Genomic DNA, 18,337 nt, shown 5'->3' with positions numbered 1-18,337 from the left:
GGCGATGACACGGCCGCCTTTGAGGCATTCAAAGCCGGCGAATATACCTTCCGCAGCGAAGGGGACTCGCGCAAATGGGCCACTGGCTATGACTTCCCGAAAGTTGATCAGGGCCATGTCGTAACCAAAGACCTGCCGGACGGCTCCCCGCCGTCGCCCTCAGGCATCGTTTTCAACCTGGGCAGTGAAGTGCTTAAAGACCGCCGTGTTCGTCAGGCCATCGCCCTTGCTTTCAACTTTGAATGGACCAACGAAAGTCTGCAGTACGGGCTTTTTAAACAACGTGCCTCTTTTACTCAGGACACACCGCTCATGGCCACCGGCCTGCCGGAAGGGGACGAGCTTGCCTTTCTGCAGGAGCTTGGCGATCTGGTGCCGCCTGCACTGATCAGCGAGCCCGCGCTGGAGCCTCATACCTCAAAGCCAGAGCGTCTTCTCGACCGGCGTAATACCCGTGCGGCAATGAAACTGCTTGATGAAGCGGGCTGGGCGGTCGGTGATGACGGCATCCGCCGCAACGATGCAGGCGACACGCTCAGGCTGAATTTCCTCTTTAACAGTGCCACCTCGCCCACCCTGAGTGCCGTCATGGAAAACTTCGTTTCCAACGTGCAGGGCCTTGGCGTGGATATCACTTTTGAAAAGGTCGATGCCTCGCAATACACCCTGCGCGAACGCGACCGCGATTACGATCTGGTGTTCGACGCCTATGGCGCTTTTCTCGGCACCGGCACTGGTCTGATGCAACGCTACGGATCCGAGGCCGCCGAATTCAGCCTTTTCAACCCGGCAGGCCTCGCCAGCCCGCTTGTGGATGCGATCATCGAACGCTCGCTCGTTGCTGAAACGCGCGAAGAGGAACAGGCCTCTCTGATGGCGCTTGACCGGGCGCTGCGTTATGAATTCATAATGATCCCGGTCTGGTACAACCCCAGCCACTGGGTCGCCTTTTACGACCAGTACGAACACCCCGATGAAATCCCGCCCTTTGCGCTCGGGCAGCTCGATTTCTGGTGGTACAATCAGGACAAAGCAGATGCGCTGCGTGCGGCGGGAGCGCTGAGATAAGCCCATGGGCGCATATATTATCCGAAGGCTGTTGCTGATCATCCCGACCCTGCTTGGGATCATGCTGATCAATTTCGCGCTGGTGCAGTTCGTGCCAGGTGGTCCGGTCGAGCAGGCCATTGCGCGCATTCAGGGCGGCGGCGATGTCTTTGAGGGGTTCGCCGGCACCAATAATGACGCGGGCTCTGTCGATCTGGGCAGCAATGAAAGCGAATATATCGGCGCGCGCGGGCTGCCGCCGGAGTTCATCGCAGAGCTTGAAGCGGAGTTTGGCTTTGACAAACCCCCGGTCGAACGCTTTCTGAACATGATCTGGAACTATATGCGCTTTGATTTCGGCGAGAGCTATTTCCGGTCAATCTCGGTGCTGGAACTGATCAAGGAAAAGCTTCCCGTTTCCATCACCCTGGGACTCTGGTCCACCGTCATTGCCTATCTCGTGTCGATCCCGCTGGGCATTCGCAAGGCAGTGCACGACGGCTCGCGGTTTGACACCTGGACGTCGGGCGTGATCATCGCGGCCTATGCGATCCCCGGCTTTCTCTTTGCGATCCTCCTGCTGGTACTTTTTGCCGGCGGATCGTATTATCAGATCTTCCCGCTCCGCGGCCTGACCAGCGACAATTTCGACCAGCTCACGCCCATGGGCAAGGTGATTGATTACTTCTGGCACATTACCCTGCCGGTTTTTGCCTCCACCATCTCAGCCTTCGCCACGCTGACGCTGCTGACCAAAAACAGCTTTCTTGATGAGGTGAAAAAGCACTACGTGATGACCGCGCGTGCAAAGGGCCTGTCGGAGGCCCGTGTGCTTTACGGACATGTATTCCGCAATGCGATGCTGATTGTGATCGCGGGATTTCCGGCGGTCTTTATCGGCGTCTTTTTCGGCGGCTCACTGATCATTGAGACGATCTTCAGCCTCGACGGTCTGGGCCGCCTCGGCTTTGAGGCCGCGGTCGCACGCGATTATCCGATTGTTTTCGGCACCCTTTTCATCTTCGGTCTGATGGGGCTGGTGGTCGGCATTCTGTCGGATCTGATGTATGTGCTGGTTGATCCGCGCATTGACTTTGAACGGCGGGAGGGCTGAGCCATGGCGATGACCGATCCGCTGCCCACGCGCCTGCCCGGACAGGATGCGCCGCCGCCTGTCCCCGAAAAGCCAAAGCGCTTTGCCCTGTCGCCCCTGAACAAGCGCCGCTGGCGCAATTTTCGCCGTAACCGCCGTGCTTACTGGTCGCTGTGGATATTCTCGATCCTCTTCGGGCTGTCGCTTTTTGCTGAATTCATCGCCTATGACAAACCGATCCTCGTCAGCTATCGCGGCGAACTCTACACACCGATCTGGAATTTCTACCCCGAGACCGCATTCGGCGGGGATTTTCAGACAGAGGCCGTCTATCGCGACCCGGAAGTAAAGTGCCTGATCGCCACGGGTGGGCTGGACCTGTGCTTTGACGAGCCCGAAGCCTATATCGAGGACGCAAAAGACGGCGTTGTCGAAGGCGAAGAGATCGAAAAAGGCTGGGCCGTCTGGCCGCTCATTCCCTATTCCTATGATACGGCTGTGGACCGACCGGGTGCGGCGCCGCTGCCGCCTAACGGACAGAACCTGCTGGGTACAGATGGCACCAAACGCGATGTGCTGGCGCGCGTCGTACACGGCTTTCGCCTGTCGATCTTTTTCACGCTCATCGTGACGGGTGCCGCCTCGCTTATCGGGATTGCCGCCGGCGCCGTGCAAGGCTTTTTCGGCGGCTGGGTGGATCTGATTTTCCAGCGCATTATTGAGGTCTGGTCCTCTACGCCGCAGCTTTATGTGATCATCATCCTCTTCGCGATTCTCGGGCGAAGTTTCTGGCTGCTGGTCTTTCTCATGGTGCTCTTTGGCTGGATGTCACTCGTCGGTGTGGTGCGCGCGGAATTCCTGCGGGCGCGCAACCTGGAATACGTGCGTGCTGCCCGGGCGCTGGGCGTTAGCAACCTGACGATCATGTTCCGCCACATGCTGCCCAACGCAATGGTTGCTACACTCACCATGCTGCCCTTTCTGGTCACTGCAACGATCGGCACGCTGGCGGGTCTCGATTTTCTGGGTTTTGGTCTGCCGTCTTCAGCGCCCTCTCTGGGCGAGCTGACCCTGCAGGCCAAACAGAACCTGCAGGCGCCCTGGCTTGCTTTCACCGCCTTCTTCACCTTTGCCATCATGCTGTCGCTGCTGGTGTTTATCTTTGAGGGCGTCCGCGATGCGTTTGACCCCAGAAAGACCTTTGCATGAGCGCACTTCTCGACGTTAAAGACCTGCGCGTCGGGTTTCGCCAGGATGGCAGGCTGACCGAAGCGGTGCGCGGCGTCAGCTTCTCTGTGGAACGTGGCGAGACCGTCGCTCTGGTGGGCGAAAGCGGCTCGGGCAAATCGGTCTCGGCTCTCTCCACCGTATCTCTTCTCGGGGACAGCGCGGAGGTCTCGGGCTCCGTCACCTATGACGGCCAACAGATGATCGGAGCGGATGAGAAACTGCTGCGCAAGGTGCGCGGCAATGACATCAGTTTTATTTTTCAGGGGCCGATGACATCGCTCAACCCGCTGCACACCATCGAAAAGCAGCTGGGTGAGAGCATCGCCCTGCACCAGGGGCTGACCGGCGATGCGGCACGCGCGCGGATCATCGAACTGCTGGAGCAGGTAGGTATTCAGGACGCGGCCACCCGCGTGACCAGTTACCCGCACCAGCTCTCAGGCGGTCAGCGCCAGCGCGTTATGATCGCCATGGCGCTGGCCAATGAGCCGGATGTGCTGATCGCCGATGAGCCGACAACGGCGCTGGATGTCACAATCCAGGCGCAGATCCTCGATCTGCTCAAAGACCTCAAAGACCGGATGGGGATGGGGCTTTTGTTCATTACGCACGATCTTGGCGTGGTGCGGCGCATTGCCGACCGCGTCTGTGTGATGCAGAACGGCGAGATCGTGGAGACCGGCCCAACGGCGGAAATCTTTCATACGCCGAAACACCCCTATACGATCAAACTGCTGAGCGCCGAGCCCTCGGGCGCGCCCGCACCGCTGCCCGGCGATGCAAGACCCGTGGCGCGCACGGACCATCTCAAGGTGTGGTTTCCGATCCAGGCAGGCCTGCTGCGGCGCACGGTCGGGTACGTTAAAGCGGTGAATGACGCGAGTCTGTCGGTACGCGCCGGAGAGACCATCGGCATCGTAGGCGAGAGCGGCTCCGGCAAAACCACGCTGGCCCTTGCCCTGATGCGCCTGATCTCTTCTGAGGGTGAGATCACCTTCATGGGCGATGACGTACGCAAATGGAGCACACGCGAACTGCGCAGCCTGCGCAAGGACATGCAGATCGTGTTTCAGGACCCTTTCGGATCTCTGAGCCCGCGCATGACCTGCGTCCAGATCATCTCCGAAGGCCTGAGTATCCACAAGGTAGACCCGGACCGCGCGCCCCGTGACCTGGTGCGTGAAGTGATGATCGAGGTGGGCCTCGACCCCGAAACGATGGACCGTTACCCGCATGAATTTTCCGGCGGTCAGCGCCAGCGGATCGCGATTGCGCGCGCCATGGTCCTGCGCCCGAAACTGCTGGTCCTCGATGAGCCGACCTCTGCTCTCGATATGACCGTTCAGGTGCAGATCGTCGATCTGCTGCGTAAGCTGCAGGAAAAGTACGGGCTGGCCTATATCTTCATCAGCCACGACCTCAAAGTCGTGCGCGCAATGTCGCATCACGTGATGGTCATGAAACGCGGAGATGTGATCGAACAGGGCCCCGTGGAACAAATCTTTGACGCGCCGCGCGAGGAATACACCCGCACACTGCTCCAGGCCGCGACCTGAACTCAGATCGCTGAAGCGTGGGCGTTCTCTGACATGCTGTAGGCATCGAACTCGCGCGCGATCATACGCGTCAGCGCCAGCGCCTCGGGATGTACCTCGAGCCCGCTTGGGGTCAGATGAACCGTATTGCCGAATTTATCCGCCACGTCGCCCAGCATCTTTGCCACATGCGCCCGCGTGCCGGGAAAGCGTGTTTCAGTCTCGTCGGTCGAAATTCTGAAATCACACATCAAAGCCTCGATCAGGCGGGCGCGCAGATGGTCCTCACCGGTAAAGGCATGACCGCGGACCGTGGCAAAACGGCCCTCGCGCACAGCGGCGGTATATTTCGATGTTGCCGGCTCATTCTGCGAATAGCCGTCGGGAAACCGCGAAATGGCTGAGGCGCCAAGGCCGATCAGCACGTCGCAGGGCTCGTCAGTATAGCCCTGAAAGTTGCGGCGCAGCCTGCCGGTGCGGGCGGCAATCGCGAGCGTGTCATCGGGCAGCGCAAAATGATCGATGCCGATCTGTTTATACCCGTCCCATTCGAAAAGCTGTCTTGCCGATTCGAACAGCGCCAGACGTTCTTCGGGCTGGGGCAGGGCGTCTGACGGGATCAGCGCCTGCCGGCGGGCCATCCATGGCACATGCGCATAGCCGTAAAGCGCCACGCGGTCCGGGCTCAGGGTCAGCAGTTTCTGTACCGTGGCTGAAAGCCGCGCCTGGTCCTGATGGGGCAGCCCGAAAAGGATATCGGCGTTGAGCGACCGGATCCCGGCTGCCCGCAGCATATCAGCGGCGTTCCGTGTGGTTTCAAATCCCTGGATGCGCCCTATTGTTGACTGCACTTCATCGTCGAAATCCTGTACGCCGATCGAGGCGCGGTTCATGCCGGCCTCCGCCAGGGCGTCGACCCGCGGCTGATCGATCTCATTGGGGTCAATCTCGACGGAGAACTCGGCACCCGGGGCCAGTAGCAGCACCTCCCGTATCCGTTTGGCAAGATTTCGGGTCATCTTTGGCGTCAGAAGGGTGGGTGTGCCGCCGCCCCAGTGCATCCGGTTGAGCTCGACACCTTCCGGCAGATGCGCACGCAGGATCTCCAGTTCCTCAAAGAGGGTCTTCAGGTAAGCAGCAACAGGGCTGTTGGTTTTGGTGCCCTGGGTTCTGCAGGCACAGAACCAGCACAGCCGCCGGCAGAACGGGATATGCAGATAAAGCGACACCCGCGCACCGGGCGAAATGCCCGCGACCCAGTCGCGCATCTGCGCAGAACTCACGGCGGGAGAGAACTGCGGGGCAGTCGGGTAGCTCGTGTAGCGGGGCACTTTTGCGTCAAAAAGACCCAGCTTGGCTAATTTGGGTGTCATGTGCATACTGATTTAATAAGAAGAGACCTGTCAGCTTTCCTTGACACAGATCAAATCCGGAGTGTTCTGAATGACGCAAAGTCTTGCGCCAGAAACCAAAGACTGCAGCGACTGTCCTATCCGTCACAGAGCGGTATGTGCAAAGTGTGAAACCGATGAACTCGCTCTGCTGGAAGATATCAAATACTACCGCAGCTTTTCTGCCGGGCAGACAGTTATGTGGGCCGGAGACAGAATGGAATTCGTGGCGTCAGTTGTGTCAGGTGTCGCCACACTGACGCAGACGATGGAAGACGGGCGCCGACAGATGGTCGGTCTGCTGCTGCCTTCGGATTTCGTGGGCCGTCCCCAGCGCGAGACCGCAACCTACACCGTGACTGCGGCCAGCGACGTGGTGATGTGCTGTTTCCGCCGCAAGCCGTTCGAGCACATGATCGCAAACACGCCTCATATCGCGCACCGCCTGCTTGAGATGACTCTTGATGAGCTTGACGCCGCGCGCGAGTGGATGCTGGTCCTTGGACGCAAGACCGCGCGCGAAAAGATTGCGAGTTTGCTGTCGATCATCGGCCGCCGCATCGCTGATCTGAGTGATAAAAAATCCGGTCAGTCGATCACATTCGATCTGATGCTGACCCGCGAAGCGATGGCGGATTACCTCGGCCTGACGCTGGAGACGGTGAGCCGCCAGGTATCCGCTCTGAAAAAGGACGGCGTGATCGTACTGGAAGGCAAGCGAAATATCACGATACCGGATATGCGTCGCCTCATGGAAGAAGCAGGTGATGACAGCGACGGCGGCCTGCTCTTCTGAGCAGACCGCCACCGGATTTTCCTGTGTCGTTCCGGGTCAGTGCATCATCAGCACCGGAACCTTGCTGTCTGCGAGCGTGTCGCGGGTTGCACCTCCCAGCAGAGCCTCGCGGAAACGCGAATGTCCGTAGCCGCCCATCACAAGAAGCTCTGAGCCGGTTTCAGTGATATGGCGCGCCATCTTGGCACTGACCCGCTCGCCGCTGGCGGACATCACCTGGATGTCGCAGTTTACCCCGTGCCGGCTCAGCCAGACGGCAAGGCTGCCACCCGGGTCTGATCTGTCGGGCGCATGGCCGGGCGGGTCGATGATCGCGATATGCACTTCTTTGGCCTGTTTGATAACCGGCAATGCGGCGCGCACAGCGCGCAATGCTTCCGGGCTTTCGTTCCATCCGATTACAACCCGTTCCGGCGTCATGCCGGCAGAGGTCCCGGGCGGCACCACCAGAACCGGACACCCGGCCTGAATGAGCAACCCTTCCAGAACCGCGCTTTCTTCGGGCCTGGCGCCATCGTGGTAAGGCAGGGGCAGCACGGCGATATCTGCAAACCGTCCGCTTGCCACGACCGCGTGACCGGCATCGTTTCCTGCGGCAACAGCGGTATGTGCGTCCCAGCGCGCATCGGTCTTTTTCAGCTCCGGGACCACGGCATCGCGGACTTCCTGTGCGCGGTTTTGCGCATGTTCGATCGCGGCCTGCATCACCGCAGGGTTGGTGCCGAGTTCGTAATACGAGCCATGTGACTGATCAAGGCCCAGACAGAGTACCTCCAGATGGCCGTCCTGCGCACAGGCGAGGGCAGCAGCTTCGCTGAGGGCCGAAGACTTCGTATCAGCAGAAGTGAGTACGGTCAGAATCGTCTTATAGGACATGTGTGGCTCCTTTCAGAATTGTCTGTGGCACACAGAATAGGCAATCAGGCTTCGCCCGGGCTTTGATTGCTATCACGTAAATAGCAGAAAAATGTTGATGCAGATCAAGGCCCGGCTCCGGGCAACAGGGCATTAACAGTTCAAAGGAACAAGACGCCGGGCCTGCCAGCAGTGGTGCGTCCGGCGCGCCGGATAAAAGGGAGCCGGATTAATGGATACCGGAACAGCAAACTATATGAAGCTGGTGGTGCTGGGGCTTGTGACGCTGATGGCGATGATCGCCGCCAGTTACGCACGGGATCTGGCCTATCAGGTTCATATGATCATCTTTATGATCGTGGCCGCAGGGCTCTTTCTTGTCACGCTGCGGTCAACGGATGAGCCGGCAGCCCCGGCAGCCCCGCAAAACGAATACTTTGACAGCGTCGTGCGCGCCGGGGTCATCGCCACCGCATTCTGGGGCGTTGTCGGGTTTCTCGTCGGCGTGGTGATCGCGTTTCAGCTTGCCTTTCCGTCTCTCAATTTCGAATGGGCAGAAGGTTATGCCAACTTTGGCCGCCTGCGCCCGCTGCACACCTCGGCGGTTATTTTTGCTTTCGGGGGTAACGCCCTGATCGCCACATCGTTTTTCGTGGTCCAGCGCACCTCGGCCGCCCGTCTGTGGGGCGGCAATCTGGGCTGGTTTGTCTTCTGGGGATATCAGCTCTTTATCGTGCTTGCGGCCACGGGCTACCTGCTGGGCGGCACACAGTCCAAGGAATACGCAGAACCCGAATGGTATGTGGATATCTGGCTGACCGTGGTCTGGCTGGCCTATCTGGCCTGTTTTCTGGGCACCATCATCAAACGTCGTGAGCCGCATATCTATGTGGCCAACTGGTTTTATCTGGCGTTCATCGTCACGGTGGCGATGCTGCATGTGGTCAATAACCTCTCGGTGCCCGTCTCCGTCTGGGGCAGCAAATCGGTACAGGTCTTCTCGGGCGTTCAGGATGCGATGGTGCAGTGGTGGTACGGCCACAATGCTGTTGGTTTCTTCCTGACAGCCGGTTTTCTGGGGATGATGTATTACTTCATTCCCAAACAGGCCGAACGCCCTGTTTTCAGCTATAAGCTGTCGATTATTCACTTCTGGGCGCTGATCTTCTTGTATATCTGGGCCGGTCCTCACCACCTGCATTATACAGCGCTTCCCGATTGGGCTGCGACACTGGGTATGGTCTTCTCCATCGTGCTCTGGATGCCGAGCTGGGGCGGGATGATCAACGGTCTGATGACGCTTCAGGGCGCTTGGGACAAACTGCGCACCGACCCTGTGATCCGGATGATGGTCACGAGCCTCGCGTTCTACGGCATGTCCACCTTCGAGGGCCCGATGATGTCGATCCGATCGGTCAACTCGCTGTCGCATTACACCGACTGGACCATCGGCCACGTGCACTCCGGTGCGCTTGGCTGGAACGGTCTCATCACTTTCGGCGCTCTCTACTATCTGGTGCCGGTGCTTTGGAAACGGGAACGGCTCTATTCATTTACGCTCGTAAGCTGGCACTTCTGGCTCGCCACGATCGGCATCGTTCTTTATGCAGCATCAATGTGGGTGACCGGTATCATGGAAGGCCTGATGTGGCGTGAAGTGGATGCCAACGGCTTCCTCGTGAACTCTTTCGCCGACACTGTGAGTGCCAAATTCCCGATGTATGTGGTGCGCGGTCTGGGCGGGGTCATGTTCCTCTCCGGCGCTGTAATCATGTGCTATAACCTTTGGATGACTGTGAAGGCCGCGCCTGCAAAAGACGCGCTCGCCACAGCTGTCCCCGCTGAATAAGGAGGGAGCAGAGATGTCGATCCTTGCAAAACATAAGTTCATCGAAACCAACGCGACCCTCCTGCTGGTGCTCAGCTTTCTGGTGGTAACGATCGGGGGGCTGGTGCAGATCGTGCCGCTCTTCTATCTGGAAAACACCATCGAGGAAGTTGAGGGGGTCCGCCCGTACTCCCCGCTGGAGCTCACCGGCCGCGACATCTATATCCGCGAAGGCTGTTACGTTTGTCACAGCCAGATGATCCGGCCGATGCGCGACGAGGTGGAACGATACGGGCATTACTCTCTGGCGGCGGAATCGATGTATGACCATCCGTTCCAGTGGGGCTCCAAGCGCACAGGCCCCGATCTGGCCCGTGTCGGCGGTCGGTATTCGGATGACTGGCACCTGGTGCACCTGCGGGACCCGCAATCGGTGGTGCCTGAATCGATCATGCCGAAATACGCCTTTCTCGAAGAAAAGCTGATTCAGCCTGAATACGTGGACGAACTGCTGGCGACCCATGCTTTTGTCGGGGTGCCCTACACCCCGGAAATGATTGAGACAGCCGCTGCGGATTTCCGCGCTCAGGCCGATCCGGACAGTGATTACGATGCTCTGCTGGAGCGGTATCCTGGCGCGCAGGTGCGCAATTTCGACGGCCAGCCCGGGATCTCCGAGGCTGACGCACTGATCGCTTATCTGCAGATGCTGGGCACGCTGGTCGATTTCTCGACCTTCACCCCGGACGCCAGCCGCTGAGGAGGCCGCAAAAGATGGAAACCTACTCTCTGCTGCGCGAATTTGCAGACAGCTGGATGCTGCTGCTTCTTTTCTTGATCTTCGTCGGCATGGCCTTCTGGGTCTTCCGGCCGGGCAGCCGGCCCGTTCACCGGGACACTGCCAATATGATTTTCCGCAATGACGACCGACCGGCTCCGCCCAAGGAGGACACGAAATGACCAAAGTACCCCCAAAACAAGAAGGCGACCCGGACACCACCGGCCACAGCTGGGACGGCATCGAGGAGTTCGATAACCCCATGCCGCGCTGGTGGCTCTGGACATTCTACATCACCATCATCTGGGGCATCGGCTATACCATCGCCTATCCTGCCTGGCCTCTGGTCTCGTCTGCGACTGCGGGTATCCTGGGGTACTCGACGCGCGGCGAGGTAATCACTGAAATCGCCGCGGTCGAAGAAGCCAATGCGGGCATCAACGCACAGCTGGCAGAAGCGGAGATCACAGAAATCAGCCTCAACCCTGAGCTCAACAGCTATGCGGTATCCGCCGGTGGTGCTGTTTACCGCACATGGTGCACACAATGTCACGGATCAGGCGCGGGCGGTGCTGTCGGCTATCCCAACCTGCTCGATAATGACTGGCTCTGGGGCGGCAGCGTCGAGGCCATCTACCTGACCGTGGCGCATGGCATCCGCAACGAAGAGGACCCCGATGCGCGTTACTCAGAAATGCCTGTCTTCGGGGATATCCTCGAAGAGGACGAGATCGCTCAGGTCGCCAATTATGTAATGACGCTCTCGGGCGGCACTCCTGTCGATGCAGCAGCATCTCAGGCGGGTGAGGCCATCTATGCGGATAACTGCACGGCCTGTCACGGCGAAAACGGCCTGGGCAACAACGACCTTGGCGCGCCCAACATCGCTGACCAGATCTGGCTTTACGGAGGGGATTATGACACGCTGGTCGAGACTGTGACCTACAGTCGCTATGGCGTCATGCCCCCCTGGCAACAGCGCCTGTCTGAGGCAGAGTTACGCGCAGTATCTCTTTACGTGCACCAGCTCGGCGGCGGCGAATAGACCGCTTCCGGCGGACCTCCCGCACGATGACGCCGCAAAGGAACGCAAGTGACTGATCAGGTGCCACCGCCAAGCCTCTATGCCGCCCGCGAGCCTATTTTCCCGCGGCGGGTCTCAGGACGGTTCCGCAACCTGAAATGGGTGATCATGGCGGTGACCCTGGGCATTTATTATCTCGTGCCCTGGATCCGCTGGGACCGCGGACCGGAACTGCCCGATCAGGCGGTGCTGCTTGATCTGGCCAACCGGCGGTTCTATTTTTTCTGGATCGAGATCTGGAGCCACGAGTTCTATTTCGTGGCAGGGCTGCTGATCATGGCGGGGCTGGGGCTCTTTCTCTTTACCTCGGCGCTGGGTCGGGTCTGGTGCGGCTATGCCTGCCCGCAGACTGTCTGGACGGACCTTTTCATCAAAGTCGAACGCATGGTCGAAGGCGATCGCAATGCCCGCCTGCGCCTGCACCGCCAGGAAAAGATGGATGCCCGCAAGCTGCGTCTGAGGCTCACCAAATGGGTGCTATGGCTGCTGATATCGGTCGCGACCGGTGGTGCCTGGGTGTTCTATTTCGCTGATGCTCCAACGCTTCTCGTCGATCTCTTCACCGGTCAGGCGGCAGCGGTGGCCTATATTACCGTCGCGATCCTGACGGCAACAACTTTTGTTTTCGGCGGATTTGCCCGCGAACAGATCTGCATATACGCCTGTCCCTGGCCACGCATTCAGGCCGCCATGATGGACGAGGATACGATCACCGTTGCGTACCGTGAATGGCGCGGTGAGCCGCGTAAACACAGCCAGGAGGCGAAAAATGCGCCCCAGGGCGACTGTATCGACTGTATGGCCTGCGTTAATGTCTGTCCGATGGGCATCGACATCCGTGACGGCCAGCAGCTGGAATGCATCACCTGCGCACTCTGTATCGACGCCTGCGATGACGTCATGGAGCGCATCGGTAAACCACGCGGGCTGATTGACTATATCGCGCTTTCAGATGAGGTCTCGGAACGTGGCGGGGCTGCGCCCGCATCCGTCTGGAAGCATGTCTTCCGGCCGCGCACGATGTTCTACACATTCCTCTGGGCCGGCGTTGGTGTGGCGCTGATCGTGGCGCTGTTCATCCGCTCAGAGATCGAGATGACCGTAGCGCCGGTGCGCAATCCGACGTTCGTTACACTGGCAGACGGTTCGATCCGCAACACCTACGAGATCCGTCTGCGCAACAAAAACAACGATGCGCGGCTCTTCCGGCTCTTTGTCAAAGGTGATCCAGCGCTGCGTATCACTCTTGAGGGCACGCCCTACGGCTCTATCGAAGTGCCTGCGGACACGTCCTTCCTGCAGCGTGTCTATGTCATTGCCCCGCCAGGATCGCCCCCTGCGCAGTCGGACCGGCAGGACCTGCGGTTCTGGATCGAGGATCTCACCAACGGTGACCGCGCGTGGAAAGACAGCAGCTTTATCGGAACAGGAAACCAGCCATGACCAGAGAACTAAAAGGATGGCATGTCGCAGCCATGTTCGGCGCGGGCTTTTCGATCATTATCGCGGCCAATCTGACCCTCGCGTTTAATGCGGTGAGCACTTTTCCGGGCCTTGAAGTCAAAAATTCCTACGTCGCGAGCCAGCATTTTGACCGTGACCGCGCGGTACAGCAGGCTCTTGGCTGGTCTGTTCTGGCCACCGCCCGCGGCGATGAGGTGGTTCTGTCGATCACCGATTCCGCCGGGCAGCCTGTCGAGGTCGGGGAACTGCGGGCAACTGTGGGGCGCGCCACGCATGTGCGCGATGACACCACGCCGGCGTTCGTTTTCGACGGCCGGTCCTATGTCGCACCGCTGACACTGGGGCCGGGCAACTGGAATTTGCGCATGGTGGCGATGGACAGTGAAGGTTCTCAGTTCCGCCAGCGCGTCATTCTGCATGTCCCCGAAACGGATACCAGCGGATGACCGGCCAGCCCGCAGCCATGGGGTGCCCGGGGTGCATGGCCGCCCCGGCGGACCGCGTTGAGGTGCCGCCTGCCGACGCAACGCTTATGTTGTCGCTGCCCGGAATTCACTGCCAGTCCTGCATTGCGACGGTCGAAGCGGCACTGAATGCGGTCCCGGGTGTGCACTCTGCCCGGGTGAACCTCACCCGCCGTCAGGTGTCGGTGAACGCGGCTCCCGGTCTGAAAGCGGAAGACCTCGCGGCATGCGTCAGAAATGCAGGACATGAGGCATGGGAGCTTGACCCCGCAGCCCTGCAGGAGACCCGCACCGGCAGCGCCGGTCGTGATCTGCTCATGCGTATGGCGGTGGCGGGTTTTGCCGCGATGAACGTCATGCTGCTTTCGGTCGCGGTCTGGTCCGGGGCGGCAGACGCCACACGCGATCTTTTCCACTGGATCTCGGCGGCAATCACTTTGCCGGCGCTCGCGTTTTCGGCCCAGCCGTTTTTCCGCAATGCATACAGCGCACTGTCAGCCAGGCGTCTGAACATGGATGTGCCGATCAGCCTTGCCATCGTTCTGGCGGTCGCAACTTCGCTCTGGGAAACCTGGCTCTCGGGTGCGCATGCCTATTTTGATGCGGCACTGACACTGACGTTTTTCCTGCTGGCCGGGCGCTGGCTGGAGGCCCGCGCGCGGTCCGCCGCGCGTTCTGCTGCTGAAGAGCTCACCGCTCTGGAAGTGCCGCGCGCGTTGGTACTCCGGGGGGCCGGGATGCAGGAGGTGCCGGTCGCGGAACTGCGCATCGGTGATCATGTTCTGGTACGTCCCGGTGCGCGGGCCCCGGTTGACGGCATCATCACAGATGGTGCCTCCGAAGTGGACCGCTCCGCGCTGACCGGCGAAACGCTGCCGGTCCGCCGTGTGTCCGGCGATCACATGAGTGCGGGCGAAGTTAATCTCACCGGTCCCTTGCGTATTGAGGCGACCGCCGTCGGGCAGCAGACATCGCTGCACCAGCTTGCGGCTCTCGTTGCTGTCGCCGAAAGCGGCCGGTCACGGTACACCTCGCTGGCCGACCGGGCGGCGAAACTTTATGCGCCCGGGGTTCATATTCTGGCAGCGCTGGCTTTTATCGGCTGGCTCATCTGGTCAGGCGACATGAGGGTTGCCGCAAACATCGCTGCTGCCGTTCTGATCATCACCTGCCCCTGCGCGCTTGGTCTCGCCGTGCCTGCCGTAACCACGGCAGCCTCGGGACGGCTCTTTTCCAAAGGCCTGCTGATCAAGGATTCAACCGCGCTGGAACGTCTCGCGGAAGTCGATACGGTCGTTTTCGACAAAACCGGTACACTGACCGAAGGCACGCCGCACCTGATTGATGCAGAGGCATTGTCCCCCGATCAGATGGCAGTGGCAGCGGCTCTGGCACAGGGATCGTCGCATCCTCTGTCCAAAGCGATCGTGGCTGCCGTGCCTCGTGCGATGGTCCCGGCCCCTGTGACCGGCCTGCAGGAGTATCCGGGCTATGGCACCTCGGGGACATGGCAGGGCAAAACCGTAAGGCTGGGGCGTCCGGCATGGCTTGGCGCTGACGCCGGTCAGCCGCAACTCTGCACGGCACTTCAGATTGGTGATGATGCACCTGTCCGGCTGATGTTTGAAGATAATCTGCGCCAGGGCGCGCATGATCTGATCCGCTCGCTGCAGGCGGATGGCGCTCGGGTGATCCTGCTGTCGGGTGACAGGCCTGCGGCGGTGCAGCACGTGGCCGAAGAACTGAACATCGAGACTGCACTGGCCGAGATGCTGCCCCGGGACAAAATTCGCTATATCAGCGATCTTACGGACGAAGGTGCACGCGTCCTGATGATCGGGGACGGTCTCAATGATACCGGCGCGCTTGCCGCCGCCCATGTCTCCATCAGCCCTGCTCAGGCACTTGATGCAGCGCGCGCGGCGTCAGACATCGTTCTGCTGGGTCGGGATCTTGCACCCGTTGCGGATGCCATTGCCACATCACGGAAAGCCAGACGCCGGATATCGGAAAACTTCCGCATCGCAACACTGTATAATGTAGTTGCAGTGCCGCTGGCGGTGGCGGGCTTTGCCACCCCGCTGATTGCGGCGCTTGCAATGTCACTGTCGTCAATCACCGTATCGCTCAATGCGCTTCGCGTCGGCGGGGCAAAGCGGTGAACGTGCTTGCCTATCTCATTCCGGTGTCACTGATCCTCGGCGGGCTCGGGCTGGCAGGTTTTATCTATACCCTGCGCAGCAGCCAGTACGAGGATCCCGAAGGCGACAGTCGCCGTATCCTGAGCGATACCTGGGATCAGCACCCCAGGCCTGATGACGGCGGTCAGGTCAGGAAGGACCGACCGTCTGACAACTGACGTTGCGGGCGGAGAGCCTTCGGCAGGCCAGATCAGCGCTTTCCCGGGTCAGTCCCAGAAAGTTCGCGTCAAATCCGGATGGCCGTTTCACCACCTTGCGAAGTGCTCCATCCAGCGTCGCCATTTCAGCAAGTGCCGTGGTAACGAGTGCCCGTTCGGCGCTGTACCGGCTCGGATAGCGGCCCACGTTTACGCCCCACTGGTGACCGCCCGATGTCGACAACCGTGTAACGATCTCAATCTGTGGCTCTTCGGTGACAGCCGCTTCCTGCAGGGCAGGCACATCACTGGCATCTGTCGGACGCAAGGCAGGACGCAGTGAGATAAACTCTTCAATCTCCACTTCATTGACCTGAACCGGAGGCCTTGCCTGAGCCGCCACAAGGGCGGCGGTGGTGTCTGCGGGGATGATCCCTGCTGTGCTGGCCGCTGCGGCGGCCTGCGCCTCGGGCGTCGTCACCGCGGCAGGCGTCGCTGCTGGTGGCTCAGACGCTCCTGCGAGTGCTGCCGCGATCGCCTCGTTGGTTTTTGCGATCAGCAGTGGATTCACAGGCGCATCTGCAAGCGGGCGTACTCTGGGACGCAGGCTGGACGCCAGAACGGTCCCGGCGGGTGCCGGCTGTCCGTTGTAGACCGGCATATGCGGCTTTTGCAGGCGGGCGCGGCTGGGCGCGCGTTTAAAGCCCATGTCCAGCAGTTCCGCCACGCGTTTGTTGCGCGCTGTTGTCGAGGTGCCGCCAAAGACCGTAGCGATGATACGCTCGTTGCCACGCTCTGCTGAGGCCACAAGGTTGAAGCCCGCAGCCCGGGTGTAGCCGGTCTTGATGCCGTCAGCGCCGCGATAGGCAGAGAGCAGGCGACGATTGGTATTAGATACATTACGAACGCCGGCATTAGTCGATTTGCGTGAGAAGAGGTTATAATATTCCGGATAATCATAGAGCATATGACGGCCCATGATCGACATGTCCCGCGCGGTAGAAAGATGCCCGCTCTCTGTAAGGCCATGGGCGTTCTTGAACGTGGTGCGCGTCATGCCGAGCGCTTTGGCGGTACGCGTCATCCGGCGGGCGAAGGCAGCCTCGGAGCCCTCCAGCGCCTCGCCGATGGCTGTGGCCGCATCGTTTGCGGATTTCACAGCCGCGGCACGGATCAGATAGCGGAATGCGATGCGCTGCCCGGCTTTAAGACCCAGTTTCGACGGCGGCTCGGATGCTGCAAACCGCGAAATCTTCACCTTGGTATCAAGGGAGATCTCACCGCGCTCGACCGCTTCAAACGCGATATAGAGCGTCATCATTTTCGTCAGAGATGCAGGATGCAACCGTGTGTCTGCATTCCGCGAGTGCAGCACTTCGCCCGTTCTGGCATCCATGACCATAGCCGCATAGGGCGCGGCCATCGCGGTCAGGGGAAGGATGACAATCATCCACAAAGCTGCGAATACAAATAGCCCGTAACGGGCCGGCAATGCGCGCCGAACCTTCATGATTACTGCCTTTTCTGCCTCATGCCGCCGATTTGTTTCGACTGGCTTTATCCTTTGAGGCTATCACAGGATTTGAATCCAATAAAGTCATTGTTTTAACGGAATTGCGTTAACTTTAAGTGAAGCGCAATTATGTGGCATACCCGCACCCCGGGCCGATACAGGCCACAATCTGCAGGTGTTCAGCCGATTTCAGCCAGCAGACCGGGAAGCTCCCCGAGATCAGCGACAGTCCGGAACCGCTCTGTGGAATCGGGGGCCGCAGCGTGCTCAAGCTCCCACGTCATTTCATGCGGTACATACACGCCCCAGCCGCCCGCTTTGATCATCGGGAGGACATCAGACTTCATCGAATTACCCACCATCATTCCGCGCGCGGGCGCATCCCCGTGACGATTAAAAACGGTGTGATAAACCGCCGGTGTTTTATCCGACACAATCTCGACCGCATCAAAAAGATCGCCCAGACCCGATTGCGCCAGCTTGCGTTCCTGATCCAGCAGATCGCCCTTTGTAACCAGCACAATGCGATGGGTTTTCGCGATCTTCTCGATCGCGTCCTTCGCATGCGGCAAAAGATCGACAGGATGGGAGAGCATTTCGCGACCGGCCTCCAGAATTTCCGACAGTACGGCGGCGGGTACCCGGGCGTCGGTCACTTCAATCGCGGTCTCAATCATCGACAGGGTGAACCCTTTCACGCCAAATCCGTAGTGGCCGAGGTTTCGCCGCTCCGCCGCGACCAGCCGTGCCATCAGCGTCTCGCGGTCGGTATAATCCGCAAGCAGCCCCGCAAAGAGCGCCTGGGTCATCTGAAAACTGCGCTCATTGTGCCAAAGGGTGTCATCGGCATCAAACCCTACGGTGCTCACCCGGTTAACCATGGCACGCGCCCCCTTTTCTAAATTTCCAGACGGGTTATAT

16 protein-coding genes and 1 pseudogene are annotated in these 18,337 nt (G+C 59.9%); 13 read left to right on the top strand and 4 right to left on the bottom strand.

Going from position 1 to position 18,337, the window contains the following annotated elements; genetic code table 11:
- The 4 genes from Q0M35_RS00445 to Q0M35_RS00430 all read left to right on the top strand — a co-directional run.
- Nucleotides 1–1,068, top strand: a 1,068-nt coding sequence (locus tag Q0M35_RS00445; RefSeq protein WP_295311090.1) for an ABC transporter substrate-binding protein, incomplete at its 5' end; no start/stop codon positions are given.
- 4 nt (nucleotides 1,069–1,072) lie between these two features.
- Nucleotides 1,073–2,161, top strand: a complete 1,089-nt coding sequence (locus tag Q0M35_RS00440; protein ID WP_295311088.1) for a microcin C ABC transporter permease YejB — start codon at nucleotides 1,073–1,075, stop codon at nucleotides 2,159–2,161.
- A 9-nt stretch (nucleotides 2,162–2,170) separates the two neighbouring features.
- Complete coding sequence (locus Q0M35_RS00435; protein ID WP_295311095.1) at nucleotides 2,171–3,349, top strand: ABC transporter permease; 1,179 nt, start codon at nucleotides 2,171–2,173, stop codon at nucleotides 3,347–3,349.
- On the top strand, nucleotides 3,346–4,926 hold the full coding sequence (locus tag Q0M35_RS00430; protein ID WP_295311086.1) for an ABC transporter ATP-binding protein: 1,581 nt from the start codon (nucleotides 3,346–3,348) through the stop codon (nucleotides 4,924–4,926). The genes Q0M35_RS00435 and Q0M35_RS00430 overlap by 4 nt, the downstream gene beginning before the upstream one ends.
- A gap of 2 nt (nucleotides 4,927–4,928) precedes the next feature.
- Here the strand turns inward: Q0M35_RS00430 and hemN are convergent, their stop codons facing one another.
- Nucleotides 4,929–6,284: an oxygen-independent coproporphyrinogen III oxidase gene (gene hemN / locus Q0M35_RS00425; protein WP_295311085.1), complete on the bottom strand. Its 1,356-nt coding sequence runs from the start codon at nucleotides 6,282–6,284 to the stop codon at nucleotides 4,929–4,931.
- Nucleotides 6,285–6,348: 64 nt separating this feature from the next.
- Here hemN and fnrL point away from each other — a divergent pair, with 64 nt between their 5' ends.
- A complete protein-coding gene (fnrL, locus tag Q0M35_RS00420) occupies nucleotides 6,349–7,092 on the top strand; it encodes a transcriptional regulator FnrL (RefSeq protein ID WP_295311084.1) in 744 nt (247 codons plus the stop codon).
- 36 nt (nucleotides 7,093–7,128) lie between these two features.
- Here the strand turns inward: fnrL and Q0M35_RS00415 are convergent, their stop codons facing one another.
- Complete coding sequence (locus tag Q0M35_RS00415; protein ID WP_295311082.1) at nucleotides 7,129–7,968, bottom strand: universal stress protein; 840 nt, start codon at nucleotides 7,966–7,968, stop codon at nucleotides 7,129–7,131.
- A gap of 211 nt (nucleotides 7,969–8,179) precedes the next feature.
- On the opposite strand from Q0M35_RS00415, the gene ccoN reads away from it, so the two are divergent.
- From ccoN to ccoS, 8 genes and pseudogenes are all read left to right on the top strand, one after another.
- Entirely contained in the window at nucleotides 8,180–9,796 is a 1,617-nt protein-coding gene (gene ccoN / locus Q0M35_RS00410; RefSeq protein ID WP_295311080.1) for a cytochrome-c oxidase, cbb3-type subunit I, read from the top strand.
- Nucleotides 9,797–9,809: 13 nt separating this feature from the next.
- The gene (gene ccoO, locus Q0M35_RS00405) at nucleotides 9,810–10,535 is read left to right on the top strand and encodes a cytochrome-c oxidase, cbb3-type subunit II (protein WP_295311078.1); all 726 of its coding nucleotides are present in this window, start codon (nucleotides 9,810–9,812) and stop codon (nucleotides 10,533–10,535) included.
- A 14-nt stretch (nucleotides 10,536–10,549) separates the two neighbouring features.
- Nucleotides 10,550–10,735, top strand: coding sequence for a cbb3-type cytochrome c oxidase subunit 3 (locus tag Q0M35_RS00400; RefSeq protein ID WP_295311077.1), 186 nt, complete (start codon nucleotides 10,550–10,552; stop codon nucleotides 10,733–10,735).
- Nucleotides 10,732–11,598, top strand: coding sequence for a cytochrome-c oxidase, cbb3-type subunit III (gene ccoP / locus Q0M35_RS00395; protein WP_295311075.1), 867 nt, complete (start codon nucleotides 10,732–10,734; stop codon nucleotides 11,596–11,598). The genes Q0M35_RS00400 and ccoP overlap by 4 nt, the downstream gene beginning before the upstream one ends.
- A gap of 48 nt (nucleotides 11,599–11,646) precedes the next feature.
- Nucleotides 11,647–13,080, top strand: a complete 1,434-nt coding sequence (gene ccoG / locus Q0M35_RS00390; RefSeq protein WP_295311073.1) for a cytochrome c oxidase accessory protein CcoG — start codon at nucleotides 11,647–11,649, stop codon at nucleotides 13,078–13,080.
- Nucleotides 13,077–13,547: a FixH family protein gene (locus Q0M35_RS00385; RefSeq protein ID WP_295311071.1), complete on the top strand. Its 471-nt coding sequence runs from the start codon at nucleotides 13,077–13,079 to the stop codon at nucleotides 13,545–13,547. The genes ccoG and Q0M35_RS00385 overlap by 4 nt, the downstream gene beginning before the upstream one ends.
- Nucleotides 13,544–15,727, top strand: coding sequence for a heavy metal translocating P-type ATPase (locus Q0M35_RS00380; protein ID WP_295311069.1), 2,184 nt, complete (start codon nucleotides 13,544–13,546; stop codon nucleotides 15,725–15,727). The genes Q0M35_RS00385 and Q0M35_RS00380 overlap by 4 nt, the downstream gene beginning before the upstream one ends.
- Nucleotides 15,724–15,879, top strand: a pseudogene (ccoS, locus tag Q0M35_RS00375) (cbb3-type cytochrome oxidase assembly protein CcoS); the annotation flags it as partial. The gene Q0M35_RS00380 and the pseudogene ccoS, both read left to right, overlap by 4 nt.
- 16 nt (nucleotides 15,880–15,895) lie before the next feature.
- Here ccoS and Q0M35_RS00370 read toward each other — a convergent pair.
- Nucleotides 15,896–17,413, bottom strand: coding sequence for a D-alanyl-D-alanine carboxypeptidase family protein (locus Q0M35_RS00370; RefSeq protein ID WP_295311067.1), 1,518 nt, complete (start codon nucleotides 17,411–17,413; stop codon nucleotides 15,896–15,898).
- A 182-nt stretch (nucleotides 17,414–17,595) separates the two neighbouring features.
- Nucleotides 17,596–18,297 (bottom strand): HAD family hydrolase, encoded by a 702-nt coding sequence (locus Q0M35_RS00365; protein ID WP_295311065.1) that lies wholly within the window; start codon nucleotides 18,295–18,297, stop codon nucleotides 17,596–17,598.
- Nucleotides 18,298–18,337 lie beyond the last annotated feature (40 nt).

The organism is Roseobacter sp., assembly GCF_024639605.1.
Taxonomy (GTDB): Bacteria; Pseudomonadota; Alphaproteobacteria; order Rhodobacterales; family Rhodobacteraceae; genus Roseobacter.
The sequence above is the reverse complement of the archived record's forward strand: the minus strand, read 5'-3'. Positions and strand labels throughout refer to the sequence as shown.

Coding starts and splice junctions, on each gene's coding strand:
- hemN (WP_295311085.1), bottom strand. CDS start 6,284: ATGCACATGACACCCAAATTAGCCAAGCTGGGTCTTTTTGACGCAAAA.
- Q0M35_RS00380 (WP_295311069.1), top strand. CDS start 13,544: ATGACCGGCCAGCCCGCAGCCATGGGGTGCCCGGGGTGCATGGCCGCC.
- Q0M35_RS00430 (WP_295311086.1), top strand. CDS start 3,346: ATGAGCGCACTTCTCGACGTTAAAGACCTGCGCGTCGGGTTTCGCCAG.
- fnrL (WP_295311084.1), top strand. CDS start 6,349: ATGACGCAAAGTCTTGCGCCAGAAACCAAAGACTGCAGCGACTGTCCT.
- Q0M35_RS00400 (WP_295311077.1), top strand. CDS start 10,550: ATGGAAACCTACTCTCTGCTGCGCGAATTTGCAGACAGCTGGATGCTG.
- Q0M35_RS00365 (WP_295311065.1), bottom strand. CDS start 18,297: ATGGTTAACCGGGTGAGCACCGTAGGGTTTGATGCCGATGACACCCTT.
- Q0M35_RS00435 (WP_295311095.1), top strand. CDS start 2,171: ATGACCGATCCGCTGCCCACGCGCCTGCCCGGACAGGATGCGCCGCCG.
- Q0M35_RS00415 (WP_295311082.1), bottom strand. CDS start 7,968: ATGTCCTATAAGACGATTCTGACCGTACTCACTTCTGCTGATACGAAG.
- ccoP (WP_295311075.1), top strand. CDS start 10,732: ATGACCAAAGTACCCCCAAAACAAGAAGGCGACCCGGACACCACCGGC.
- Q0M35_RS00440 (WP_295311088.1), top strand. CDS start 1,073: ATGGGCGCATATATTATCCGAAGGCTGTTGCTGATCATCCCGACCCTG.
- Q0M35_RS00370 (WP_295311067.1), bottom strand. CDS start 17,413: ATGAAGGTTCGGCGCGCATTGCCGGCCCGTTACGGGCTATTTGTATTC.
- Q0M35_RS00385 (WP_295311071.1), top strand. CDS start 13,077: ATGACCAGAGAACTAAAAGGATGGCATGTCGCAGCCATGTTCGGCGCG.
- ccoN (WP_295311080.1), top strand. CDS start 8,180: ATGGATACCGGAACAGCAAACTATATGAAGCTGGTGGTGCTGGGGCTT.
- ccoO (WP_295311078.1), top strand. CDS start 9,810: ATGTCGATCCTTGCAAAACATAAGTTCATCGAAACCAACGCGACCCTC.